The organism is Qipengyuania rhodophyticola, assembly GCF_042493225.1.
In the GTDB taxonomy this organism is placed as follows: Bacteria; Pseudomonadota; Alphaproteobacteria; order Sphingomonadales; family Sphingomonadaceae; genus Erythrobacter.
Genome location: NZ_CP170454.1, coordinates 1,708,802 through 1,730,553, shown reverse-complemented (window position 1 = coordinate 1,730,553; position 21,752 = coordinate 1,708,802). Strand labels below are relative to the sequence as shown.

The following is a 21,752-nucleotide window of genomic DNA, read 5'->3' as shown; positions in this document are numbered from 1 at the left end:
GCGCTAAATGAGCAGCGCACGAGAAATAGTCGTTGCCGATATTGGCGGTACGCATGCCCGCTTTGCACTGGCAGAGATCGCCGATGGCGCCATGCGGACAATGAGCGAGCCGGTCAAAATGGCCGCCGCCGATCACGGCAGTTTGCAGATCGCGTGGGAGGCCTATGCTGAGCATTGCGGGGCGCCCTTGCCCGATGCCGCTGCGATTGCTCTGGCTGCGCCAATACGCGGTGATCTGATCAAACTGACGAACAATCCATGGATCGTCCGCCCGGCACTCATCAAAGAGAAATTGGGTGTCTCAGACTACATTCTGATCAATGACTTTGAGGCGCAGGCCTTTGCTGTGGCCCATGCTACCGATGATGAGTTTCATCACGTAACCGGTCCACAAGGCCCGCTACCGCATGAAGGCGTGACCAGCATTATCGGCCCCGGAACCGGTCTGGGCGTGGCCGCGATGCTGCGCAAAGACGGCAGGATTCATGTCCTGCCGACTGAAGGCGGGCATATCGATTTTGCCCCACTCGATAGCATTGAGGACCGCATTCTGGCGCATCTTCGCAAACAACATACGCGCGTCTCAGTGGAACGCGTTGTCGCTGGATCGGGCCTCCGCGCGATCTGGGAAGTGCTCTCTGAAATGGAGGCGCGCGATCCTCCGATGGGCAGCGACAAGGAGCTTTGGACCACCGCATTGACGGGCAAGGATAGCATCGCTTCGGCAGCCCTTGACCGCTTCTGCATGGCCTTGGGATCAGTCGCCGGCGACATCGCATTGACGCATGGGCCCGGACCAGTTGTGCTGGCAGGGGGGCTTGGAGCGCGCCTCAAACGCCATCTGAACAGCTCCGGATTTGCGGATCGGTTTGTGGCAAAAGGACGCTATCGCTCACTCATGGAAACGATCCCAGTAAAGCTAATTGGCTTGGAAGAACCCGGCTTGGTTGGAGCAGCCTTGGCCTTCGCTGAAGCTCAAAACCGCTAGAAAGCGCTCAAATTTTAACTCCCGTTTGCGTTCTGAGGCTCCAAAAACGAGCCGAAATTTAGTATGCCTCTTGCGTGATATAATTACACAATGGCAATCTTATTGGACTTTCGGGATTTTCGGGTCTCCACCAGAACTTCGAGCCAAGTTCGTTCACGGACCGGATTTAGAGCGCATTTAGGGCACCGAAAGTTGCGATCTGAAAAGCTCATGAAACTCTCTTCTGAGCAGCCGCATCCATTTCTCGCGGGCCAGAGATGTTCCAAAATTGGGCCGCAAGCCATGCTCAAAATTCCGGACAGAGCGCGTCAGATATGACGAAATTGCGACAGATCTCGCCGCTCAAAAACAGCGCATTTCTAGCTCTGGAAGATGTAAAATCGTCTTAGCGATCAATCTCAAATGCTGCGAAAATCGCTCATTTGGGCCGAGAAACCTGACGCCAAATGATCATTTGAGTTTGAGAACTCGCTGCTTCTCTGACGTCATTGGACACAAAGATTCAGGCCGCTCTTACAGAATCTTTGAACTCGTATGAGGTAAGGTAAACGCACACTTAACTCGCCAATCTCCCGAATTTTTCACTCACGAACATGCAAACGTCGCAGATGAGAACTCGAACTAACCTTCGCGAATTTGGCCGAATTTTTCCTCACTATAACTTCATTATTACAGGATTTTATAGCTGATTAATGATGTATTATCGAGATGCAAAATCTCTGCGCTGATGCACCATATGATGACAGAAGCGCACAACTTGAAGCCTGGTCGTTCCCCTACTCCGGATTTCCAGATCAACGCCATTCGCGTTCAACTTAAAGTATTTTCTAAGTCTACCGAAACCAGATCTTAAGACTGATTCTAGGCCTATGACGTCGCGGCGCACTGATGGATTGGCAGGCGTTGCGAGCCAGGAAATCGGAGTCGCAGCCCGCAATCCCATAACCCCTCGTAAAAGTGCTTAAGTCTTAAACGGTCGCTAACCATTTTGCGCGATACGGGTGACATGAAAATACAACACCCCATTTACCGTATTGCGAAGCCCGGCTTCGTTGCAGGTTCACTCTTTGCGATGGCCATCGCCGCACCAGCCAATGCTGAAGGCGTTCCGGCAGGCACGCTGATCGACAACGTGGCAAGCGCCAGCTTCGATGCAGGGTCTGGCACAGAGACGGTTGATTCCAACACAGTCGAGATTCGCGTTGATGAGTTGCTTGATGTGACCCTGACCAGTCTTGACCCCGGCCCAATCGCAACCGGCCCTGGTTCAGCGGTTCTTACTTTCGAGGTAACCAACACCGGTAACGGTCCCGAGGCATTCACGCTCACCACCAATCCGGCTGTGACAGGAAATGACTTCGACGTAACGGTAGACAACATTGCGATCGATACAAACGGCAACGGAACTTACGATCCGGGCGTCGACACAATTCTGACTGCTCCTGAAACCACACCGGTTATCGCAGCGGACGCGAACGAGACAGTCTTCGTACTGGTCACTGTTCCAACTGGCGTCACTGATGGTGACACCAGCGATGTTGAACTGACCGCTGAAGCAACAACGGGAACAGGCGCACCGGGAACCATCTTCGCTGGCCAAGGTGTTGGCGGCGGCGATGCGATCGTTGGCACGACCGGTGCTGACGCAACTGCGACCGGCTCACTTGTTGCAGGCGTTGCCGATGTTACTCTGGTGAAGTCAGCAATCGTAACTGACCAGTTTGGCGGCACAAGCGCAGTGCCTGGTGCAACGATCACCTATTCGATCGTTGCCAATGTCACAGGCGGCGGTTCGGTCAGCACACTTTCCGTGAGCGACGCCTTCCCGACCGGCACGACGTACACTGCTGGCACGCTCACATTGGACACCGGCGCGCTAACCGACGCCAGCGGCGATGATGCGGGCGAGGCCTCGGCGACAGGCATCACCGTTGATCTGGGCACAGTCAACACAGGCACCAGCCACACCATCACCTTCGATGTCGTCATCGACTGATCGATCACCTTTCAAAAAGCAGGACCAAAATCATGAAGATTTTTTCCAAGATCATTTTCGCTGCCTCGCTCATGGCGACCGCGATGGCCACACCGGCCACTGCGCAGGATGCCGCAGTTGAGCTCAAGGGCGACGTTAAGGCGGTCAAGACAATGACTGATGACAGCGGCAACACCAGCACCGAGCTGGTAGCACCAGAAGTCATCGTGCCGGGCGACCGCCTGATGTTCATCACCAGCTATCGCAACACCAGCGCAGAGCCGGCGGAAAATTTCGTTGTTACCAATCCGCTTCCATCAGCCGTGCGTCTCGCACCTGATGCAGATGCCGGCCTGACCGTTTCGGTCGATGGCGGCGCGACTTGGGGCAAATTGAGCGCGCTCACCGTAACCGATGAAGACGGCGCGGCTCGCGCGGCGGATCACGCCGATGTCACTCATATTCGTTGGATGCTCGCATCCGTTGCCCCAGGCGCGGCAGGCGATCTCCAATATCCAGCCATCATTCGCTGATCTGATCAGCGGGGATAGCCGCCACGCTCTGCAGGCGGTGGGAACAGTGCAGAGCAAAACAGAGGACCATGGAAATGAAACGCACTAAACAAATGCTGGGGACCGTGAGCGCAGTAGCGCTCGTTGGCTTCACCAGCGCTCCAGCCATAGCGGCAGGGACGACGGCGGGTGACACCATCACCAACAACGTCTCTGTCTCTTATGATGTGGGCGGTGTTACACAGACACCTGAAACCGCATCTGACACATTCACGGTTGACCGCATTATCAACCTGACAGTTCAAGAAGTTGGCGGCGCATCAACCAGCGTAGCACCTAACGAAACGAACGCCGTCACTGTGTTCGAAGTGACGAACACCTCGAACGACGAAGTCGATTTCGCGCTGTCGCTGACGCAGTCTGGCGCAGACGATTTTGACATCACCAACGTTCGCTTCTTCTTGGACGACGGTGGTACGCCAGGCGCATTCGACGGCACCAACACGCTCGTTACATCGCTTGACGATGTCGCTGAAGATGCAACCGTCACAGTTCTGGTTGTCGGTGACATTCCGCTCGGCGTGACAGACGGTCAGACAGCTGACGTGACGCTGGTTGCAGATGCAACTGACGATGGCGGCACACCGCTCACGAACACTGCTGGCGCGAACACCGCTGGTATCGACACGGTTCTTGCCGATGATGACAATGCTGACATTGCTGGCGACGACAGCAGCGACGGTGACGACGCTGACACAGATACTTATGTTGTATCAGCAGCGGCGGTAACGGTTGCCAAGAGCAGCACCGTAATCGCTGACCCTGTCAACGGCACCACGAACCCGAAAGCGGTTCCTGGCGCAATTGTTGAGTACTGCATCGTTGTATCCAACGCGAGCGGCGCGACTGCCACTGGCATTGTCATCAACGATGACTTCACCAGCGAAGCAGCTCGTTTGGACTTTGTGCCCGGCGGCACCGATCCTAACGCCTATGCAGGTGCCAACGACATCTTTGTAGATGGCGATGGAAGCTGTGCTGGCGGTACTGGTGTTGATACTGGCGCCACGGCCGCGACTACAGTCGTATCCAACGGACTCAGCGACGTAGCAGCAGGCCAAGCCCGTTCGCTCCGTTTCCGGGTAATCATCGAGTAATAGGGAGCAATCGGGGGCTCACATCGTTGAACTACCCGGTGCTCATCACACGATGACACGCATACGGTCCTTTACACAAAGATTGGTAGCAGTGCTGGGCGCAGCACTGCTACCTTTCGGCGTGCTTGGATCGGACGCGAAAGCGCAGGAAATCACCAATGTTGCTGAGGCAAATTGGAGTTTCCAAGGCGTTGACTACAATACGCAATCCAACGAGACCATAACGCCAGTCGAGCCAGCCATTGCTGTGATCGAGACTTTTCGACCCAGCAATGGCGGCACGACACTGACATTCCGCGAGCCGTTTTGTGCAGCTAACTCAAGTCAGCAAACACAAAACTCGCAGAACACACCGCAGGGCGTTGAGGTTTCACGTTCGAGCCAGATCGTGGTGGGTGAAGATCTGTTCTTCGAAGTTTCTGCCGAGGCAGCAAACATCGATCCCAATGCGATTGATAATCTGGTTGCGGAACTAACTACTGCAAATGGAGACCGTGAAGAGATCACGATCTTCGAGACTGCCAACAATTCTGGTGTTTTCGCAGGGCGGATCGGCACACGCCGCGCTCCGCCTGCACCGACTCAGCTTGATTGCTGGCTCAGTCTCAATGATGAACAACCAATCCACATCACTGTTACGCCAGAGGGCAGTCAGGCGATTGTGGTTGAGGCTGATGTTGACGTTTTGGCGGATCCGTTTGGTGTCGTGTTTGACAGCGAAACAGGCGAGCCAGTTGATGGCGCAGTCGTTACTTTGATTGATGCGGCGACCGGTTTGCCGGCGACGGTTTTTGCCGAAGATGGTGTGACCTCATGGCCTTCAACAGTCATTTCGGGAAGTCCAATCACCGATGGTGCAGGCAACGTAACGGTGCTTGGTGCTGGTGAATATTGGTTCCCACTGACGTTTTTGGGCACATATCGCATTGAAATCACGCCTCCAGCGCCCTTCACAGCGCCCTCCGCGGTCGATCCTGCAGAAATTTCGCAGCTAACGCGCCCAGGAGGAGGCAATTTTGTCATTCTGGACGCGTCTTATGGCGGATCTTTTGAGCTAGACAGCCCGGTTCCGGTGCAAATTGATATTCCGGTTGATCAGCCGAGCGCTGATATTACGCTGGTTAAAACTGCATCGCGCGCAAGAGTTCAGCCCGGTGATGCCATTCTATATGCAATTACTGCAACAAACCCCAATCCAGACAGGGTTCGCCGCAATGTCATTTTGACAGATACGCCCTCGCCGTTCCTCAGATTGCGACCTGACTCTGTACGAATTGATGGCGCCGAAGCGCCCGATTCCGTGACAATCACGCCTGATGGACGCCAGTTGACCGTGAGTTTGGGCGATCTTGCTGGAGGCGCATCGAGCCGCGTCACTTATGTGATGACGGTGCGCGAGGACGCCTCCCCCGGCAATGCCGAAAACCGCGCACAAGCGACTGATTCGCTTGGTAGAACAAGCTTCGCCAGCGCTGCTGTCGATATTGAGCGCGAAACCATTGCAGACCGCATGACCATCATTGGCCGTGTGGTTGCTGGATCGTGTCATAAAGATGATCAGCGTGTCGGAATTCCTGGCGTCCGCGTCATGATGGAAGATGGCAGCTTTGCCATCACTGATGTTGATGGCCGCTATCATTTTGAAGGCGTTGTGCCGGGCACGCATGTTGTTCAGGCCAGCCGTATGACCTTGCCGGAAGGCGGCGAGTTTATTGATTGTCACCGCTCTACTCGCAACGCTGGTAGCGCGAGCTCGCAATTCGTAATTGGCCAAGGCGGCATGCTCAAGGTTGTCGATTTCTATGCAAAGGTTCATCCGCAAGCATTTGAAATTCTGACGCAATTAAACGAACAAAATCAATTGCCTGAGCTGGTATCCGAGACTAATTCCGAAGCAACACGCGATGCCGAATCTCGCTCAGGCGAGGACCTTGCAGAGGCTTCTGAAGAGCCAGCAGGTACCAATTGGATCGCGCTTGGTGACGGTGAAGATGGCTGGTTAACGCCTGCTATTGATGAGAACCCGCGCGCGCCAGCAATCCGCGTCGCTATTCGCCACCGCAAGCAATATACGGTTAAACTAAGCGTTGACGGCGAGCCGGTTAACCCGCTCAATTACGAGGGCACGCGCAGCGCGCCTGATGGCTCTTTCTCCGTCAGCGAATGGCGCGGTGTTCCGCTCAATGGCGAGAGCACGCTGCTCACTGCTGAAATCGTCGATTCCTTCGGTCTGCTGGTCAAAGAACTGAGCCGTGAAGTCTTCTTCACTAACTCGCCGACCAAGGTCGAGCTGGTCCCTGAGCAATCTAAGCTCATCGCTGATGGCCGCACGAACCCTGTGATCGCGGTGCGCGTGTTGGATCGCAACAATCGCCCCCTTCGCGAGGGCATTGCTGGCCAGTTCATGCTTTCTGAGCCTTATCAGAGCGCTAGCCAGCTTGAGCAGCAACAGCTCAATCAGCTGACCGGCGTTGGCGCGTCGCAAGCGCGCTGGGTAGTCGAGGGCGATGAGGGCATCGCTCTTATCGAACTCGCTCCAACCATGGTCAGCGGCTCGCTACGCCTCGACTTCAGCTTCAGCGATGGCGAGGTAACTCGCGAACAGCAGCTGGAGACTTGGATCGAGCCAGGCGAAATCGAATGGACCGTCGTGGGTCTTGCTGAAGGCTCAATCGGTGCTCGCACCGTGGCCGACAACATGGAACGTGCAGGCGACTTCAAGAGCGACCTGGGCGATAAGGCCCGCGTTGCGCTCTATGTGAAAGGCCGCGTGCTCGGCAAATATCTGGTCACGCTGGCCTATGACAGCGCGAAGCAGCGCGACGACCAACGCGTGCTCGGCGCGCTTGACCCGAACGCCTATTACACCGTCTTTGGCGATGGCTCGAGCCGCCGCTTTGACGCTGCCTCACGTGAGAATCTCTACGTCCGGATTGAGACTGCTACGTTCTATGCGCTGTACGGCGACTTCCAGACAGGCTTCGACCAGACGCGTCTGACCCGCTACAACCGCACAGCGACCGGCGTGAAGGCTGAAGCACGCATTGGCGACAATGTGCAAGTACAAGGCTTCGCCGCTGAAATCGGCACTCGCTTCCGCCGCGACGAGCTGCAGGGAGAAGGCATCACTGGCCCTTACCAGCTGAGCAGCCGTCTGATCGTGCCGAATAGCGAGCAGGTTTTGATCGAGGTCCGCGACCGTTTCCGTTCAGAGCAAATCGTTGAGACGCGCACACTCACACGCTTTATCGACTACGATATTGATCTGCTGTCGGGTACAATCACCTTTAAGCAGCCAGTGCTGAGCCGCGACTTTAACCTCAACCCGCAATTCATTGTGGTCACTTACGAGATCGATGAGCTGCAGGGCGGCGAGCTGAATGCTGGCTTGCGCGCAACCCTCACGGTTGCGGGCGGCGATTTGCGTATCGGCGCGACGGCTGTCAGCGATCGCGGTGATGACGCTCGCACCAATCTGGGCGGTGTCGATCTGCAAGCACGGATTGGCGAGAACACTGAAATCCGCGCGGAAGTCGCGCTGAGCCGCAATGAAGGCGAGACCACTGCGGGTTGGCTTGTCGAAGCACAGCACCAGAGCGGCATGCTCGATGTGCTCGCCTATGCGCATGCGCTTGAGAATGGCTACGGCGTCGGGCAGCAAAATGGCGCTGAGCAAGGCCGCCGCAAAATTGGCGCTGACGCGCGCGTTCGTCTCAATGAAAAATTCTCTGTGCTAGGCAGCGTTTGGCAAGATGATGCACTGGATGACATCAGCCGTCGCCGCGCAGCGCAACTTCAAGTGAATTATGAAGGTGAAAAGACTGATGTGCGTGTGGGCATTGCTCACTTCGCGGATCGCCTGACAGACGGCACACGCAATAAGTCGACCGTTCTAGAGGGCGGCGTCACTCAGCGCCTGCTCGATAACAAGCTGGAACTTAACGCAACAACTTCGGTTCCGCTGGGCGCGACTGAGAGCATTGATTTGCCGCTGCGTCACCGCATTGGTGCACGTTATGCAGTCACTAATAATGTCCGCCTGGTCGGTCTCTATGAAATCGCCGACGGCGAGAACATTGATGCCCGCACAATTAGCGGCGGCATTGAAGTGACGCCATGGACTGGCAGCCAAGTCGTGACGTCACTCGGCAAGCAGCGGATCGACGAATCGGGCGAGCGTACTTACGCGGCCTTCGGTCTCGCGCAGTCACTTCAAGTAAATTCCAACCTGACGATTGACGCCACAATCGACGGCAGCCATACCCTGGGCGGCACACCTGCGGCTTCAGATATTGTTAACCCTCTTCAACCAGTTTCGAGCGGCGGCCAGCTTGGTCCCAACGCAACCCAGTTTGAAGACTTCACTGCGGTTACTCTGGGCGCAGCATGGCGCAAGGACCGTTGGAGCGCGACTGCTCGCGGTGAGTATCGCGACGGCGAGTTTGCCGACCGCAAGGGCGTTACTGCTGGGGCCATCCGTCAGCTGGGCGAAGGCAAGATCGTTGGTTCAGGCTTTACCTGGACACGCGCCGAAGCAGAGAATGGTTCGACCAGCGAGATCATGGACGCTTCACTCGCACTGGCTTTCCGCCCTGACGAATCAGAATTCGCTTTCCTCAGCAAGCTTGAATATCGCAGCGACGAAGTGACCAATGCTGTCGCCGGCGCGCCAAGTGCTGCGGGCCGTACCGCCCTGATCGTTAATGGCGATGCGAAATCACGCCGTGTCATTGGCAGCGTCTCGGCCAATTGGTCACCACGCGGCGAAGATGACAACGGAAATATCACGCGCCGCGACGAGTTTGGCCTGTTCGCAGCTGTCCGTCACAATTTCGACCGTTTCGAAGGCTTTGACCTCGGAAGCACAAGCGCATTGCTGGGCGCAGATGCACGTATCGGTATTGGCGAGCGCTTTGAAGTCGGCGCGACAGCGACGGTTCGCACTAACCTTGACGACAATGTCACTAGCTTCTCGGTCGGGCCGCAAATCGGCTTCGTTCCAGCTGACGGCATGTTGCTGACCGTTGGCTACAATGTCACTGGCTTCCGCGATCCCGATTTCTCGGCGGCGCGCAACACGGACAAGGGCCTCTATGCTTCGGTCCGTTTGAAGTTTGACGCTGACAGCTTCTCCTTCTTGCGGAGAGACTGATGGACAGTGTGACTAAGTCAGCTCAGCGTAGTTCTAAACGCGGTGTTAACCATGCTCGCCTAGGGACTACCAGTAACCAAGCCCTTGAAACGACGCGAAAATCAATGAAGTTCATTCAATTCACACTGTATCTGCTTCTCGCAGTTGCGGCCCTATTTTGGGGACCTGCCGGCTACGCGCAGACTACAGTAACAGCAGATTGGACGAATCTCGGCAAAGCCAGCCTTGAGGCGGTCAACGATGGAGAGAGCCTCGACGTTGGCGTAAACGTCATCACGATCGACACTAATGTAGTGAGCGATGGTGATGGAAACGATGCCAACTTCACCAATTTTTACTCGACCGATCACCTTTCCTATTTTGCTGGCACCGTAAGCGATCAAACCGGGCCACTACTGTTCAGTAACGATCACATCGTGTTTGATGAAGGCGACTTCTTCGAAGCGACGTTTACTTTGGATACTGCGGTTACGAACCTCACCTTCACCGTCGGCCACGTGGACCGCTCTACAACGGGCAGCATTCGCCACGACGGCGTCATCATCGAATATGACACAGGCGATAGTGTTTGGCGCAACGTGCGCAACTTGGGCGGTTCCTTCACACTTGGGAGCGCAGTCGAAAACGCAACGATCGGCGGCCAATTGGGCTTTGACGGTGTGACCGCAGAAGCGCTCAATAGCACCGATGGTGACATCGAGATCGACTTCGGGGCAACCACCGTTGAGCGTTTCAGGATCCGCTATAAGTTTGGACAGGATTTCCCTGGAAGTGACCCCACGGGCGGCGGCCAATTTATCAGTTTGTCTGATCTCGTTTGGACTCAAACTGTGGCGAACGCGGACCTCTCGCTTGCCAAGTCGGTGAACAACAGCACGCCGGCCAATGGGACAGCAATCACATACACGTTGAATCTAACGAATGCGGCTTCATCCTCGGAAACAGCTACAGGGGTCACAGTAACCGACTTGCTTCCCCCTGGTGCTGATTACGACAGTCATTCAGGTTTTGGAACATACGATCCTGCCACCGGCGCCTGGAGCGTCAGCTCGATCGCTCCAGGCCAGACCCGCACGCTCACGATCGAAGCTACAGTCAATGTGACCAATGGGACAACGGTCACCAATATTGCAGAGGTTACTGCCTCTTCAGAGTTCGATAGCGATTCAACGCCGAACAACGGGATCACAACCGAGGATGACTATGACACCGCTTCGTTTACGGTAACGGGCACCAGAACCGCTGGGGTTCCACCCACTCTATTTTGCCCGGCGGGCACAAATCTGTTCGATTGGGATACAAGGGCGTGGCCAGCAGGATCACTCAATGAGAACTTTGTGATGGCGAACTTCGGCACCGTCAACATCGCCATTTCAACCGATGGCACCTTCCTAAGCGATGCGACTTTTGGCGGGCAGACACCCGCGCTTGGCGGCGCAGCGACGGGCGGCAACACGGGTGGTTCAGCAGCCAATGGCTTGTCGCTTCACCAGTTACTTGACTTCGACAATATCTTTCAGACGGCCACCACAGTTATCACTCTGCCGAATGGCATTGCCGGTACACAGTTCACCGTGTTCGACGTTGACTTCGCCAATAATGACTTTGCCGACAAGGTAACAGTCACAGGCAGCTATCAGGGCGCAACGGTGATCCCGACACTGACCAATGGCATTGCCAACTATGTCAGCGGCAATGTTGCAATTGGCGATGCAACCGCGGGCAACACGTCGGGCGATGCCAACGTCGTCGTGACTTTTGATCAGCCAATCGACACAATCACGATTGTTTATGGCAATCACACCACCGCACCAGCGGTCCCTGACGGTCAGGCTTATACCTTCCATGATTTCACATTCTGCGCGCCGTCCACGAGCCTGTCCGTGCTGAAAACCAGCGCGGTCTTCTCCGACCCGGTCAACAATGTGACCAATCCCAAAGCGGTGCCGGGCGCTTTAATGGAATACAACATTCTGGTCTCAAACACGGGCATTTCGGACACTGACAGCGACACTGTTGTGATCACGGACAACGTCCCGCCCGAGACAAAATTCTGCCTTGCTGATCTTGGCGGCGGGGGCAGCGGACCAATCCGCTTCATTGACGGCGCGAGCGGCTCTGACCTCACCTATTCTTTCGCCGGGCTAGGCGACGCAGGCGACGATCTGTTCTTCTCGAATGATAACGGGGCGACTTACACTTACACCCCAACTGCCGATGCCGATGGCTGTGATAACGCCATCACAAACTTCCGTGTTATCCCTGACGGCAACTTTGCAGGCGGCAGTTCTTTCACCCTGCAAGCCCGCTTTATCATCGAATAGGGCCGAAGAAGCGCGCGAAGCTTCGTAGATGCGCTTCATTGCCTCTGCGATAGTTTGTCTGTAAGAGACAGGGACGCCCCGCCCGTTAGCGCTGCTTAGTGGTTCTGACATGCGGGGCTCGCTATTTTTTACCAAACAGGGACCCTAGCGCATGTCGCGACGCCGCCAGATCTACGAAGGCAAGGCCAAAATCCTCTATGAGGGGCCAGAACCGGGCACGATCATCCAATATTTCAAGGATGACGCGACCGCCTTCAACGCCGAGAAAAAAGGCACGATCAACGGCAAAGGCGTAATCAATAATCGCATTAGCGAATATGTTTTCACGCGCCTTTCGCACATTGGTATTCCAACGCACTTTATCCGCCGCTTGAACATGCGCGAGCAGCTAGTTCGGCAGGTCGAGATCGTGCCGATTGAGGTTGTCCTGCGCAATGTCGCAGCAGGCTCAATCTGCAAGCGTTTGGGCCTGGAAGAAGGCGCGCCACTGCCGCACACGCTGATCGAATATTACTACAAGGACGATGCGCTTGGCGATCCGCTGATCGCAGAAGAGCACATAGCCTGCTTTAATTGGGCCACACCTGAAGAGATGCAGGACATTGCGTCCATGGCGATCCGGATCAATGATTTCCTATCGGGTATGTTCTCCGCAATCGACATCCGCTTGGTTGATTTCAAACTGGAATTTGGCCGCATGTGGGATGGCGATTTTAGCCGGGTAATTCTAGCTGACGAGATCAGCCCAGATGGTTGCCGTCTGTGGGACATCAATACGAACGAGAAGCTCGATAAAGACCGTTTCCGCCGCGATTTGGGCGGTGAGGAAGAGGCTTATCGCGAGGTCGCACGGCGCCTTGGCTTGCTTCAGAATGAGGACAATGGCCCCGGCGAAGTGCTCGACTTGACCGAGCATCGCGGCCGCCTACGCGGAAAGCCCTCCAAGAAATAGGCGCAAGGCAAGTTTGGAAATATGCGCGCCTGTTTTCAGAAAGCGCTTCATCCTATTGTCAGCTATGCTGTTTTAGGCCAGCGAGACGTATGATTTCTCGGCTCCCGCTTCCCCTCGCACTTCTGTTTTCCATCCCTGCACTTGCTCAGGACAGCGAGGCCCAACCGGCTGCCCCTGCACCAGAGACAGAAAACCCTATCGGCTGGGACCCGGCCATGTGGGAGCTGGAGGATAGCGACTTCACACCTGAGCCTGGCTGGCATTTCGGACGGCTCGATAATGGCATGCGCTATATCCTGCGGCGCAATAATCGGCCCGAAGGCACTGCCCTAGTCCGGATGGAAATCGCCGCTGGCTCGCTAGATGAGCGTGATGATGAGCGCGGCTATGCCCACTTTGTCGAGCATATGGCCTTCAATGGCTCTACCAATGTGCCCGAGGGCGAGATGATCAAGCTACTCGAACGGCTTGGCCTGGCCTTTGGCGCTGATACCAATGCCTCAACCGGTTTTGAGCGCACGCAATATAAACTTGATCTGCCGCGTGCCGATGAGGAACTGCTCGATACTGCGCTGATGTTGATGCGGGAGACCGCGAGCGAACTGACCATAACCGAAGAAGCGGTGGAGCGTGAGCGCGGTGTAATCCTGTCTGAGCGGCGGGTGCGCAATACTTACTCACTCAAGAACGTGGTCGATGGGCTGGAGTTTGCCTATCCCGGCTCCCTGGCGTCAGAACGTCTGCCGATTGGTACTATCGAGACACTGGAAGCCGCGAATGCTGCAAAACTACGCGCCTTTTGGGAGCGCGAATATGTGCCAGCCAGCACGGTGCTAGTGATCGTCGGAGATTTCGACACTGCAATGGTTGAGGCAAAAATCAAAGAGCGGTTTGCCAGCTGGGAGGCCGCCCCTTCCCCTGATCAGCCTGATGCAGGTCCCGTTAATCCTGACTTCTCTGGCGAGACTGACATTTATCTCGATCCCGCCTTATCAGAATCGGTCACCCTGTCCCGCCATGCACCATATCTTGATCGCCCAGACACTCTTGAGCAGCGCCAGCAGGGGCTATTGCGGCGCGTGGGTGCCCGCATCCTTGGAAGGCGCCTGCAGCGCCTCCGCCGCAGCGAGGACCCGCCTTTTCGCAGCGTCAATACTGGCGCGAGTAATTTCTTCGAATCTGGGCGCACTGCGCAGCTCGCGGTCAGTTCCGATGAAGGCGGGTGGAAACGTGCGCTTGATACCGCGATCGATGAGTATCGCCGCATATTGCTTTACGGCGTCAGCCAGGCTGAGATTGACGAACAGCTCACCAATATCCGCACAGGCCAAGAAAACGCGGTAGCCACGGCTGGCACACGCAGCAATCGCACCTTTGAGCGCCAAGCCTTTGCCATTGCGCGCAGTAACAATGTGCCGACGGACCACGCCAGCTCACTCGCCCGGTTCGAAACTTTCGCCCCGCAAGTGACGCCTGAGGCAGTTCTGGAAGCGATGCTGGCGGATCAGATTTCACTCGAAGACCCGCTGATCCGTTTCTCCGGCAAAACCGCCCCGGAAGGAGGCGCCGAGGCGCTGCGCGAAGCAGTGGAGACAGCATTTTCCCGCGCTCTGGAGGCCCCCAAAGACACGGCCGACGCCATTTTCGCATACACCGACTTTGGCACGCCGAGCGAAGTGATCAGCGACAGTCGCACCGAAGAGCTCGATATTCGCACGATCCGCTTTGCTAATGGGGTGATGCTCAATCTTAAGCAGACCGACCTTCAAAACGACGTGATCAACATCTCGCTTGCGCTTGATGGCGGCGGCATGCTGAATTCGCGCGAAGATCCGCTCGCAGTGGAATTGGCCTCACTGCTTCCGGCTGGCGGGCTCGGCCAGCACTCTACCGATGAGCTGCAGAGCATTCTCGCAGGCCGCTCCGTCGGAGCATCCTTCAGCGCAGGCGCGCGAGCTTTCAACAGCCGGGCAAGCACCACGCCGCGCGATTTCGAATTACAAATGCAAGTTATGGCTGCATTTTTGGCCGACCCCGGCTTTCGTCCCGAAGGGCTTGGCCCATGGCGCAAAGGGCTCGAGGATTTCTTTGCGCGGATTGGCCGCACACCCGGCTCTGCTCTAGGCGAAGCGTTTGGCCCCGCTCTTTCCGACAATGACCCACGCTTCTCCCGTCAGCCGATTGAGGCATATCGCGGTCTCGATTATGACCGCCTGCGCAAAGTCATCGCAGAACGTATGGCCAATGGTGCCATCGAGATCGGCATTGTCGGTGACTTCGATGAGGCCGAAGCCATCCGTTTCGTCGCAAACACATTTGGCGCGATGCCAGGGCGCGAAATTCAATTCCGCGAATATAATGACGAGCGCCGGGAACGCAGCTTCACGAACGAGCGGGGCTCGCGCACGATCACGCATAAGGGTGAGGATGATCAGGCTCAGTTGACATTCGTCTGGCCCACTACCGACACGTCGGATTGGGAGCTGTCTAGCCGCTTGTCCTTGCTCGCGAGAGTATTGCGGTTGGAGCTAACGGACACACTGCGCGAAGAGTTAGGCCAGACTTATTCGCCAAGCGCTAATTCACGCCAGTCTGACACCTATCGCGACTATGGCACCTTCTCCATAGGGGCCGCGATTGATGTGAAGGAAGTGGAGGCGGCGCGCGCAGCTATGCTGGCCACAATCAGCCGCTTGGCGAGTGATGGACCCAGCCAGGACACTGTCGACCGCGCACGTCAACCCTTGCTGGAATCGCTCGACAATCGGCTAAAGACCAATCGCGGCTGGATGGGTCTAGTTGCCCGCGCACAAAGCAGACCAGAGGACATCGCGCGCTTTTTGGGTACGCGCGAGCGGCAAGAGGGGATTACTCCTGCTGAGCTGCAAGCGCTTGCCGCGCGATATCTCGCCCCAGCAGATGCGGTGGAGTTTGTAGTATTGCCTGAGGCTGTTGTCGCCCACAGCGCCCAAGACTGAGGATTGACGGCTTCCCAGTGCTTGCGCCTGCTCGCAAGCACCGGCATAGGCGCGGCAACAGACACTGGTTTTGAGCAAAGGGTGAACCTGACCGATGAAAGTGCGTATCCATGTCAGCCTCAAGCCCGGCGTGCTCGACCCACAAGGGCGCGCGGTTCATCACGCTTTGGAAGGCCTTGGCTTTAACGGCGTAGATGATGTTCGCATTGGCCGAACGGTCGAGATGGATGTTTCCGATGACACTACTGATGCAGCGCTTGCCGATATGTGCGAGAAGCTGCTCGCGAATATGGTGATTGAGAATTACCGGATTGAGAAGGTCGGCTAATGGCATTTCGCGCAGCCACTATCACTTTTCCCGGATCAAACTGTGACCGCGACATGGCGGTTGCGCTGGAAAAGGTGAGCGGATCACCGGCACTGCGCGTTTGGCACGGCGATGCTGAACTACCGGACCGCCTCGATTTTATCGCGCTGCCGGGCGGATTTTCCTACGGTGATTATCTGCGCTCCGGCGCGATGGCCGCGAACAGTCCCATCATGCGCAGCGTCAAACAGGCGGCGGAGCGCGGCGTGCCTGTGCTGGGTGTGTGCAACGGCTTCCAAGTGCTGACCGAGAGCGGGCTGCTACCCGGCGCGCTGATGCGCAATGCCAGTCAAAACTTCATATGTCGCACTGTGCCTTTGAAGGTGGAGAACACACAGACGATCTTCACCGGCGGTTATGATGCGGGCCAGACCGTGCGCATTCCAGTCGCGCATCATGATGGCAATTTCTTTGCGGACAGCGACACGCTTGACCGGCTCGAGGGCGATGGCCGCGTGGTCTTCCGCTATGATGAACCTTGCAACGGCTCGCAGCGCGACATCGCAGGCATCGTCAACGCATCGGGCAATGTGCTGGGAATGATGCCGCACCCCGAACGAGCGGTCGAGGCGGCGCATGGCGGGACAGATGGCCTAGCGCTGTTCGAAAATGCGTTTGCGGCGCTAGTCGACGCCTGAGCTGACCGGCATACTGGACTGATATCAAGCCCTCAGCCGATTTGCCTCAGGCTGCTGAGGCCTCAGCATCTTGGCAACGTCTTCATCAGGCATTGGCCGTCCAAAGTAATACCCCTGGATCTTGTCACATCCCAATTCACGGATAAGCGCGGCCTCTTCGGCTGTCTCTACACCTTCAGCAGTCGTAGTCATTTCCATGCTTTGGGCCATGGCGACAACCGCACGAATAATTGCCAAGCTCTCCGAGCTGTTTTGCGATGCCCCTTGAACAAAGGTCCGGTCGACCTTGATCGTTGAGAAACGCAGTTGGCGCAGATAACCAAGCGAGGAATAGCCTGTGCCAAAGTCATCGAGAGCGACTGAACAGCCTAGCGCCATGACCTGTTCCAGCGCGTTTGCGGCTACATTGGCATCGCGCAAGAAGATGCTTTCAGTCACTTCGATTTCGAGCCGCCGCGGCTCGAGCCCGCTCGAGGTAAGTGACTGAACCACCGTTTGAACAAAGTCAGGCTCAAGCAATTGCTCGGGCGAAACATTGACGTTGACCTTGATATGACGCGGCCAAGTGGTCGCCTCTTCGCATGCTCTTTGCATAACCCATTTGCCGATCGGCACGATAAGGCGCGTCTCTTCTGCGAGCGGGATAAATCTATCAGGACTGACAAACCCGTGCTCCTTGCTCATCCAGCGGATCAGCGCCTCAAAGCTAACGATGTGCTCGCCGTGCGAATCAACAACTGGCTGATAATTGAGCACGAACTCCTCGTTCGCCAGCGCGTGGCGCAAAGAGGCCTCTAGCGTGCGACGCTCCTCAGCCGATGCGTGCAGTTTTGGCTGATATTCGCAATGCTCGCCGCCGCCCAAATCCTTCGATTGGTAAAGTGCCAAGTCGGCATTGCGCATTAATTCTTCAACGGTTTCGCCGTCGCGCGGGCCAAGCGCCGAGCCCACGCTCGCACCAACATAAAGGGTATGGCCTTCCACCCTATAGGGTTCAGAAAGCCGGCTGATGATCGCGTTAGCAATCTCGCTAATGTCAGCTTTGCGGCCCGCATCTTTGATCACCACGCCAAATTCATCGCCGCCCAGACGCCCGCAAATTGCATTCTCGGACATTAGCGAGCTGAGCCGGCCGGCAACTTGAGCGAGCAATTGATCGCCAACCAAATGGCCGAGCGAATCGTTGACCTCTTTGAAGCGGTCGAGGTCAATCATCATAAAGCAACATTGCGAACGCGATTGCCCAGATTGACTTTGGGCATCAGCAAGCGCCTCATGCAGCATCAGCCGGTTCGGCAATGACGTGAGCGTGTCATAGCGCGCGAGGTAAGCGATTTTCTCGGACGATTCGTGCTGTGCAGTAACGTCCGATCCGACCCCGCGGAAGCCAGTATATTTGCCCTCTTCGTCAAGCATTGGCGTGCCCGACAGCTCCCACCAACGCTGAGCTCCGTTGATCTCGACCTGGACAGTCATATTGGAAAAGTTTTCGCGATTCCGAATCTTGCTCGCGAGCTCGCGCAGACTCGGCGGGAAGCTGCCTCTGTCCCAGTCATCCCCAGAGATCAGTTGCAAGAAGCCCTTGCCCTCAATGTTCTCAGCATCGCGCCCAAGGGCGTAGGCCAGTCGCGGCGAAACAGAGCGTAGTCGCCTGTTCGTATCAAGCTCGAACAGCCAGTCAGCGCCGCTATCTTCATATTCGCGCAGCAGCAATGAAACGACCGCACTTTTCTCGATCATACCAGACTGGGCATGTTGTGCGGCAAGGTCTGTGCGTGCCCCCTCGATGGCGCCAAGGGTCGCGGCTACACCGATAAAGGTAGTTAGGCCGGCTAAGAGATAGCTTTCGTGCAATGCGTATCCCGCAGCCATCGTGAGGCTTAAAAACATACAAAACAGAACAGACGCTATCGGCGCGCTGAACCGTGAAATGGACGCGAGCAGCATCAACAAGAACACAAGCGCACTGAACTGATCGATCTGCGCATGCGCACCAGTTGGAATCAGAATCAAGATCGGCGCTGCCCAGGCGAGGCCCTTCAATGCGGAGTTGGCCCCATGGTGCCGAAACTCGCCGACCTTGAGGTTGCGCTGGTCAGCATCGCCAAGCTCGCGGTCAAGCCGAAAACTGTCTGCGGCGAGGCCAGTTACCAAAGCAGCCCAAAGCGCAATACCCCACATCGGCGCCACAGGATGGAGCATGATTACCGCGAGCATCAAGCATGACAGATTGAACACTAAGCGCGCTACTGCACGCTCTTTCAGCCGCGCATAGCGCACACCATTAATGCGCGCCCAGTCGCCCACCCCCAGCCCATCAAGGCCGAGTGTCTCGCGAATGCTAGGGATAGCGCCAATTGGTGTGGAGTTTGTCTCTTCGTGCACAAGTCGAGCGATTAGCCGCAAATAGTTATGGCTGAGTAAAGGACTAACCTATGATTTAGAGGGGAATTTACCTCAAATTAGGCATAGGTTTTAACGCAAGTTTAGCTTCGCCATTTCCCAGTTCTTGCCATCGAAGTATTGGCGCTCGACTGTAATGCCAGTCCGATCGTCCAAGCCGCGGAAATTAACGCTAACGCAGCCTGGGTGCGAGCGCGGCCAATAATAGCTTTTCACACCGCAAACTTTGCAAAACAAATGCTCTGCCTCGCCCGAACCAAAACGGTAGGAAGTGAGCGCATCATCTGCTGCTTCAAGCGTGAACTTGGCCTCTGGCACAATGAGATGTTCGTAAGCAATCGGCTCGCAAATAGAGCAGTTGCAAATAAGCAGGCTAACGCTTTCCTCAATCTCGGCGGTAAAGCGCACCGCTTTGCAATGGCAACCACCTGTTACCTGCATCATCTCGCCCCTCGCTCGGCCACGCTATTCGACCGTGACAGATTTTGCCAGATTACGCGGTTGGTCGACATCAGTGCCCTTTACGCAGGCAACATGATACGCCAGCAATTGTACAGGCACCGCATAGACGAGCGGCGCAATCAGTGGATGCACTTTGGGCATTTCGATGGTCGCCATGCAGCCTTCGCCGGCTTGGGCCAAACCTTCTGCGTCGGAAATCAGCACGATTTTGCCGCCGCGCGCTCGGACTTCTTCCATATTGGAAACTGTCTTTTCAAACAGCGGCCCCGAAGGCGCGATCACGATAACCGGCACGTCATCGTCAATCAGGGCAATCGGTCCATGCTTCATCTCGCCCGAAGCATAGCCCTCTGCATGAATATAGCTGATTTCCTTGAGTTTTAACGCGCCCTCCATCGCCAGAGGGAAGTCTTGCCCGCGCCCCAAATAGAGCACGTCGCGTGCAGGCGCGATAAGCGGCGCCATTTCTGCAATGTCATCATCGTGATTGAGCGCATCATTGAGGCTCGCTGGTGCCTCGAGCAAGTGGCCAACAACTTCTTCTTCCTCAGCCCGCGACATCAATCCCTTCTTGACGGCCATATGCGCGGCAAGCGCGGCCAAAACAGCCAGCTGACAGGTGAAAGCCTTGGTCGAGGCCACGCCGATTTCCGGTCCCGCATGGGTCGGGAGTAGCAGATCCGCCTCACGCGCCATCGAACTGGTCGGCACGTTCACAACCACTGCGATCGTTTGGCCATTCTCCTTGCAATGCCTCAGCGCGGCAAGGGTATCAGCAGTCTCGCCGCTTTGGCTGATAAAAAGCGCTAGACCGCCCTCTTCCAGAACCGGCTCACGATAGCGAAACTCGCTTGCAACATCGATGTCCACAGGCACGCGGGCAAATTGCTCAAACCAGTATTTTGCGACCATCCCGGCGTAGTAGGACGTGCCGCAAGCTACGATTGTCACGCGGCGAATCTGGGAAATGTCGAAATCGAATTGCGGCAAAGCAACCGAATTGTCCGATTGGCGCAGATAAGATGAGAGCGTTTGCGCAACAACGGTAGGCTGTTCAAAAATCTCTTTCTGCATGAAGTGGCGGTAATTGCCCTTCTCAACAGCAGCTGCGGACGCGCCCGAGGTGGTCACTTCGCGTTTCACTGGCTCGTTGTCCGAATTGAAAATCTGGGCGCCATCGCGAGTGATAACCACCCAATCGCCTTCTTCGAGATATGCAATACGCTGCGTCAGCGGTGCGAGCGCCAGCGCGTCCGACCCGAGATACATCTCGCCATCACCATAGCCAACTACCAGCGGCGAACCGAGCCGCGCACCAACCAACAGATCAGGGTATTCGCGAAATGCAATCGCGAGCGAGAAGGCGCCGCGTAGCTTCGGCAAAACTTCGCCTACAGCTTCGCGGGGTTCCATTCCTTTCTCGATACCGGATGAGATCAGATGCGCGACGACTTCAGTGTCGGTTTCACTTTCATAGCTGCGGTTCTCATCCGCTAGCTCGGCGCGCAATTCCTTGTAATTCTCAATGATACCGTTGTGCACCAGCGCCAACTCAGCGGTCGCATGGGGGTGCGCATTTGTGGTGGTCGGTGCGCCATGTGTCGCCCAGCGGGTATGCGCAATCCCGACGGTGCCGGGAGCGTCCGTTCCCGCCAGCACATCAACCAGATTGGCCAGCTTTCCCTCTGCCCTGTGGCGGACGAGCGCATTCTCGTGGAGAGTACAAACACCCGCACTGTCATACCCGCGATACTCCATCCGGCGAAGGCCATCGACCAACCGATCCGCAACCGGCGCAGTGCCGACAATGCCAATTATTCCGCACATATGTTTGTTATCCTGAG

The 21,752-nt window shown here is 56.3% G+C and carries 13 protein-coding genes; 10 read left to right on the top strand and 3 right to left on the bottom strand.

What is annotated here, in order from left to right; all coding sequences use genetic code 11:
* Positions 1 to 7 precede the first annotated feature (7 nt).
* From glk to purQ, 10 genes are all read left to right on the top strand, one after another.
* On the top strand, positions 8 to 988 hold the full coding sequence (glk, locus tag ACFCXQ_RS08175; RefSeq protein ID WP_379549564.1) for a glucokinase: 981 nt from the start codon (positions 8 to 10) through the stop codon (positions 986 to 988).
* A gap of 1,006 nt (positions 989 to 1,994) precedes the next feature.
* Positions 1,995 to 2,984: a hypothetical protein gene (locus ACFCXQ_RS08170; RefSeq protein WP_379549562.1), complete on the top strand. Its 990-nt coding sequence runs from the start codon at positions 1,995 to 1,997 to the stop codon at positions 2,982 to 2,984.
* A gap of 32 nt (positions 2,985 to 3,016) precedes the next feature.
* Positions 3,017 to 3,496, top strand: a complete 480-nt coding sequence (locus tag ACFCXQ_RS08165) for a hypothetical protein (protein WP_379549560.1) — start codon at positions 3,017 to 3,019, stop codon at positions 3,494 to 3,496.
* 74 nt (positions 3,497 to 3,570) lie between these two features.
* Entirely contained in the window at positions 3,571 to 4,632 is a 1,062-nt protein-coding gene (locus tag ACFCXQ_RS08160) for a hypothetical protein (RefSeq protein ID WP_379549558.1), read from the top strand.
* A gap of 91 nt (positions 4,633 to 4,723) precedes the next feature.
* On the top strand, positions 4,724 to 9,784 hold the full coding sequence (locus ACFCXQ_RS08155) for an isopeptide-forming domain-containing fimbrial protein (RefSeq protein WP_379549556.1): 5,061 nt from the start codon (positions 4,724 to 4,726) through the stop codon (positions 9,782 to 9,784).
* 104 nt (positions 9,785 to 9,888) lie between these two features.
* A complete protein-coding gene (locus tag ACFCXQ_RS08150; RefSeq protein ID WP_379549554.1) occupies positions 9,889 to 12,108 on the top strand; it encodes a DUF11 domain-containing protein in 2,220 nt (739 codons plus the stop codon).
* A gap of 151 nt (positions 12,109 to 12,259) precedes the next feature.
* Entirely contained in the window at positions 12,260 to 13,060 is an 801-nt protein-coding gene (purC, locus tag ACFCXQ_RS08145) for a phosphoribosylaminoimidazolesuccinocarboxamide synthase (RefSeq protein WP_379549552.1), read from the top strand.
* 89 nt (positions 13,061 to 13,149) lie between these two features.
* Positions 13,150 to 16,038: a M16 family metallopeptidase gene (locus tag ACFCXQ_RS08140; protein WP_379549551.1), complete on the top strand. Its 2,889-nt coding sequence runs from the start codon at positions 13,150 to 13,152 to the stop codon at positions 16,036 to 16,038.
* 94 nt (positions 16,039 to 16,132) lie between these two features.
* On the top strand, positions 16,133 to 16,366 hold the full coding sequence (gene purS / locus ACFCXQ_RS08135) for a phosphoribosylformylglycinamidine synthase subunit PurS (RefSeq protein WP_379549549.1): 234 nt from the start codon (positions 16,133 to 16,135) through the stop codon (positions 16,364 to 16,366).
* Positions 16,366 to 17,043 carry a phosphoribosylformylglycinamidine synthase subunit PurQ gene (gene purQ / locus ACFCXQ_RS08130; RefSeq protein ID WP_379549547.1) on the top strand — a complete coding sequence of 226 codons (678 nt, stop codon included), beginning with the start codon at positions 16,366 to 16,368 and terminating at the stop codon, positions 17,041 to 17,043. The genes purS and purQ overlap by 1 nt, the downstream gene beginning before the upstream one ends.
* Before the next feature lie 24 nt (positions 17,044 to 17,067).
* Here purQ and ACFCXQ_RS08125 read toward each other — a convergent pair whose 3' ends face one another.
* The 3 genes from ACFCXQ_RS08125 to glmS form a co-directional block, all read right to left on the bottom strand.
* On the bottom strand, positions 17,068 to 19,428 hold the full coding sequence (locus ACFCXQ_RS08125) for a putative bifunctional diguanylate cyclase/phosphodiesterase (RefSeq protein WP_379549545.1): 2,361 nt from the start codon (positions 19,426 to 19,428) through the stop codon (positions 17,068 to 17,070).
* A 90-nt stretch (positions 19,429 to 19,518) separates the two neighbouring features.
* Positions 19,519 to 19,890 (bottom strand): GFA family protein, encoded by a 372-nt coding sequence (locus ACFCXQ_RS08120; RefSeq protein WP_379549543.1) that lies wholly within the window; start codon positions 19,888 to 19,890, stop codon positions 19,519 to 19,521.
* A gap of 21 nt (positions 19,891 to 19,911) precedes the next feature.
* Entirely contained in the window at positions 19,912 to 21,735 is a 1,824-nt protein-coding gene (gene glmS, locus ACFCXQ_RS08115; protein ID WP_379549541.1) for a glutamine--fructose-6-phosphate transaminase (isomerizing), read from the bottom strand.
* Positions 21,736 to 21,752: the final 17 nt, after the last annotated feature.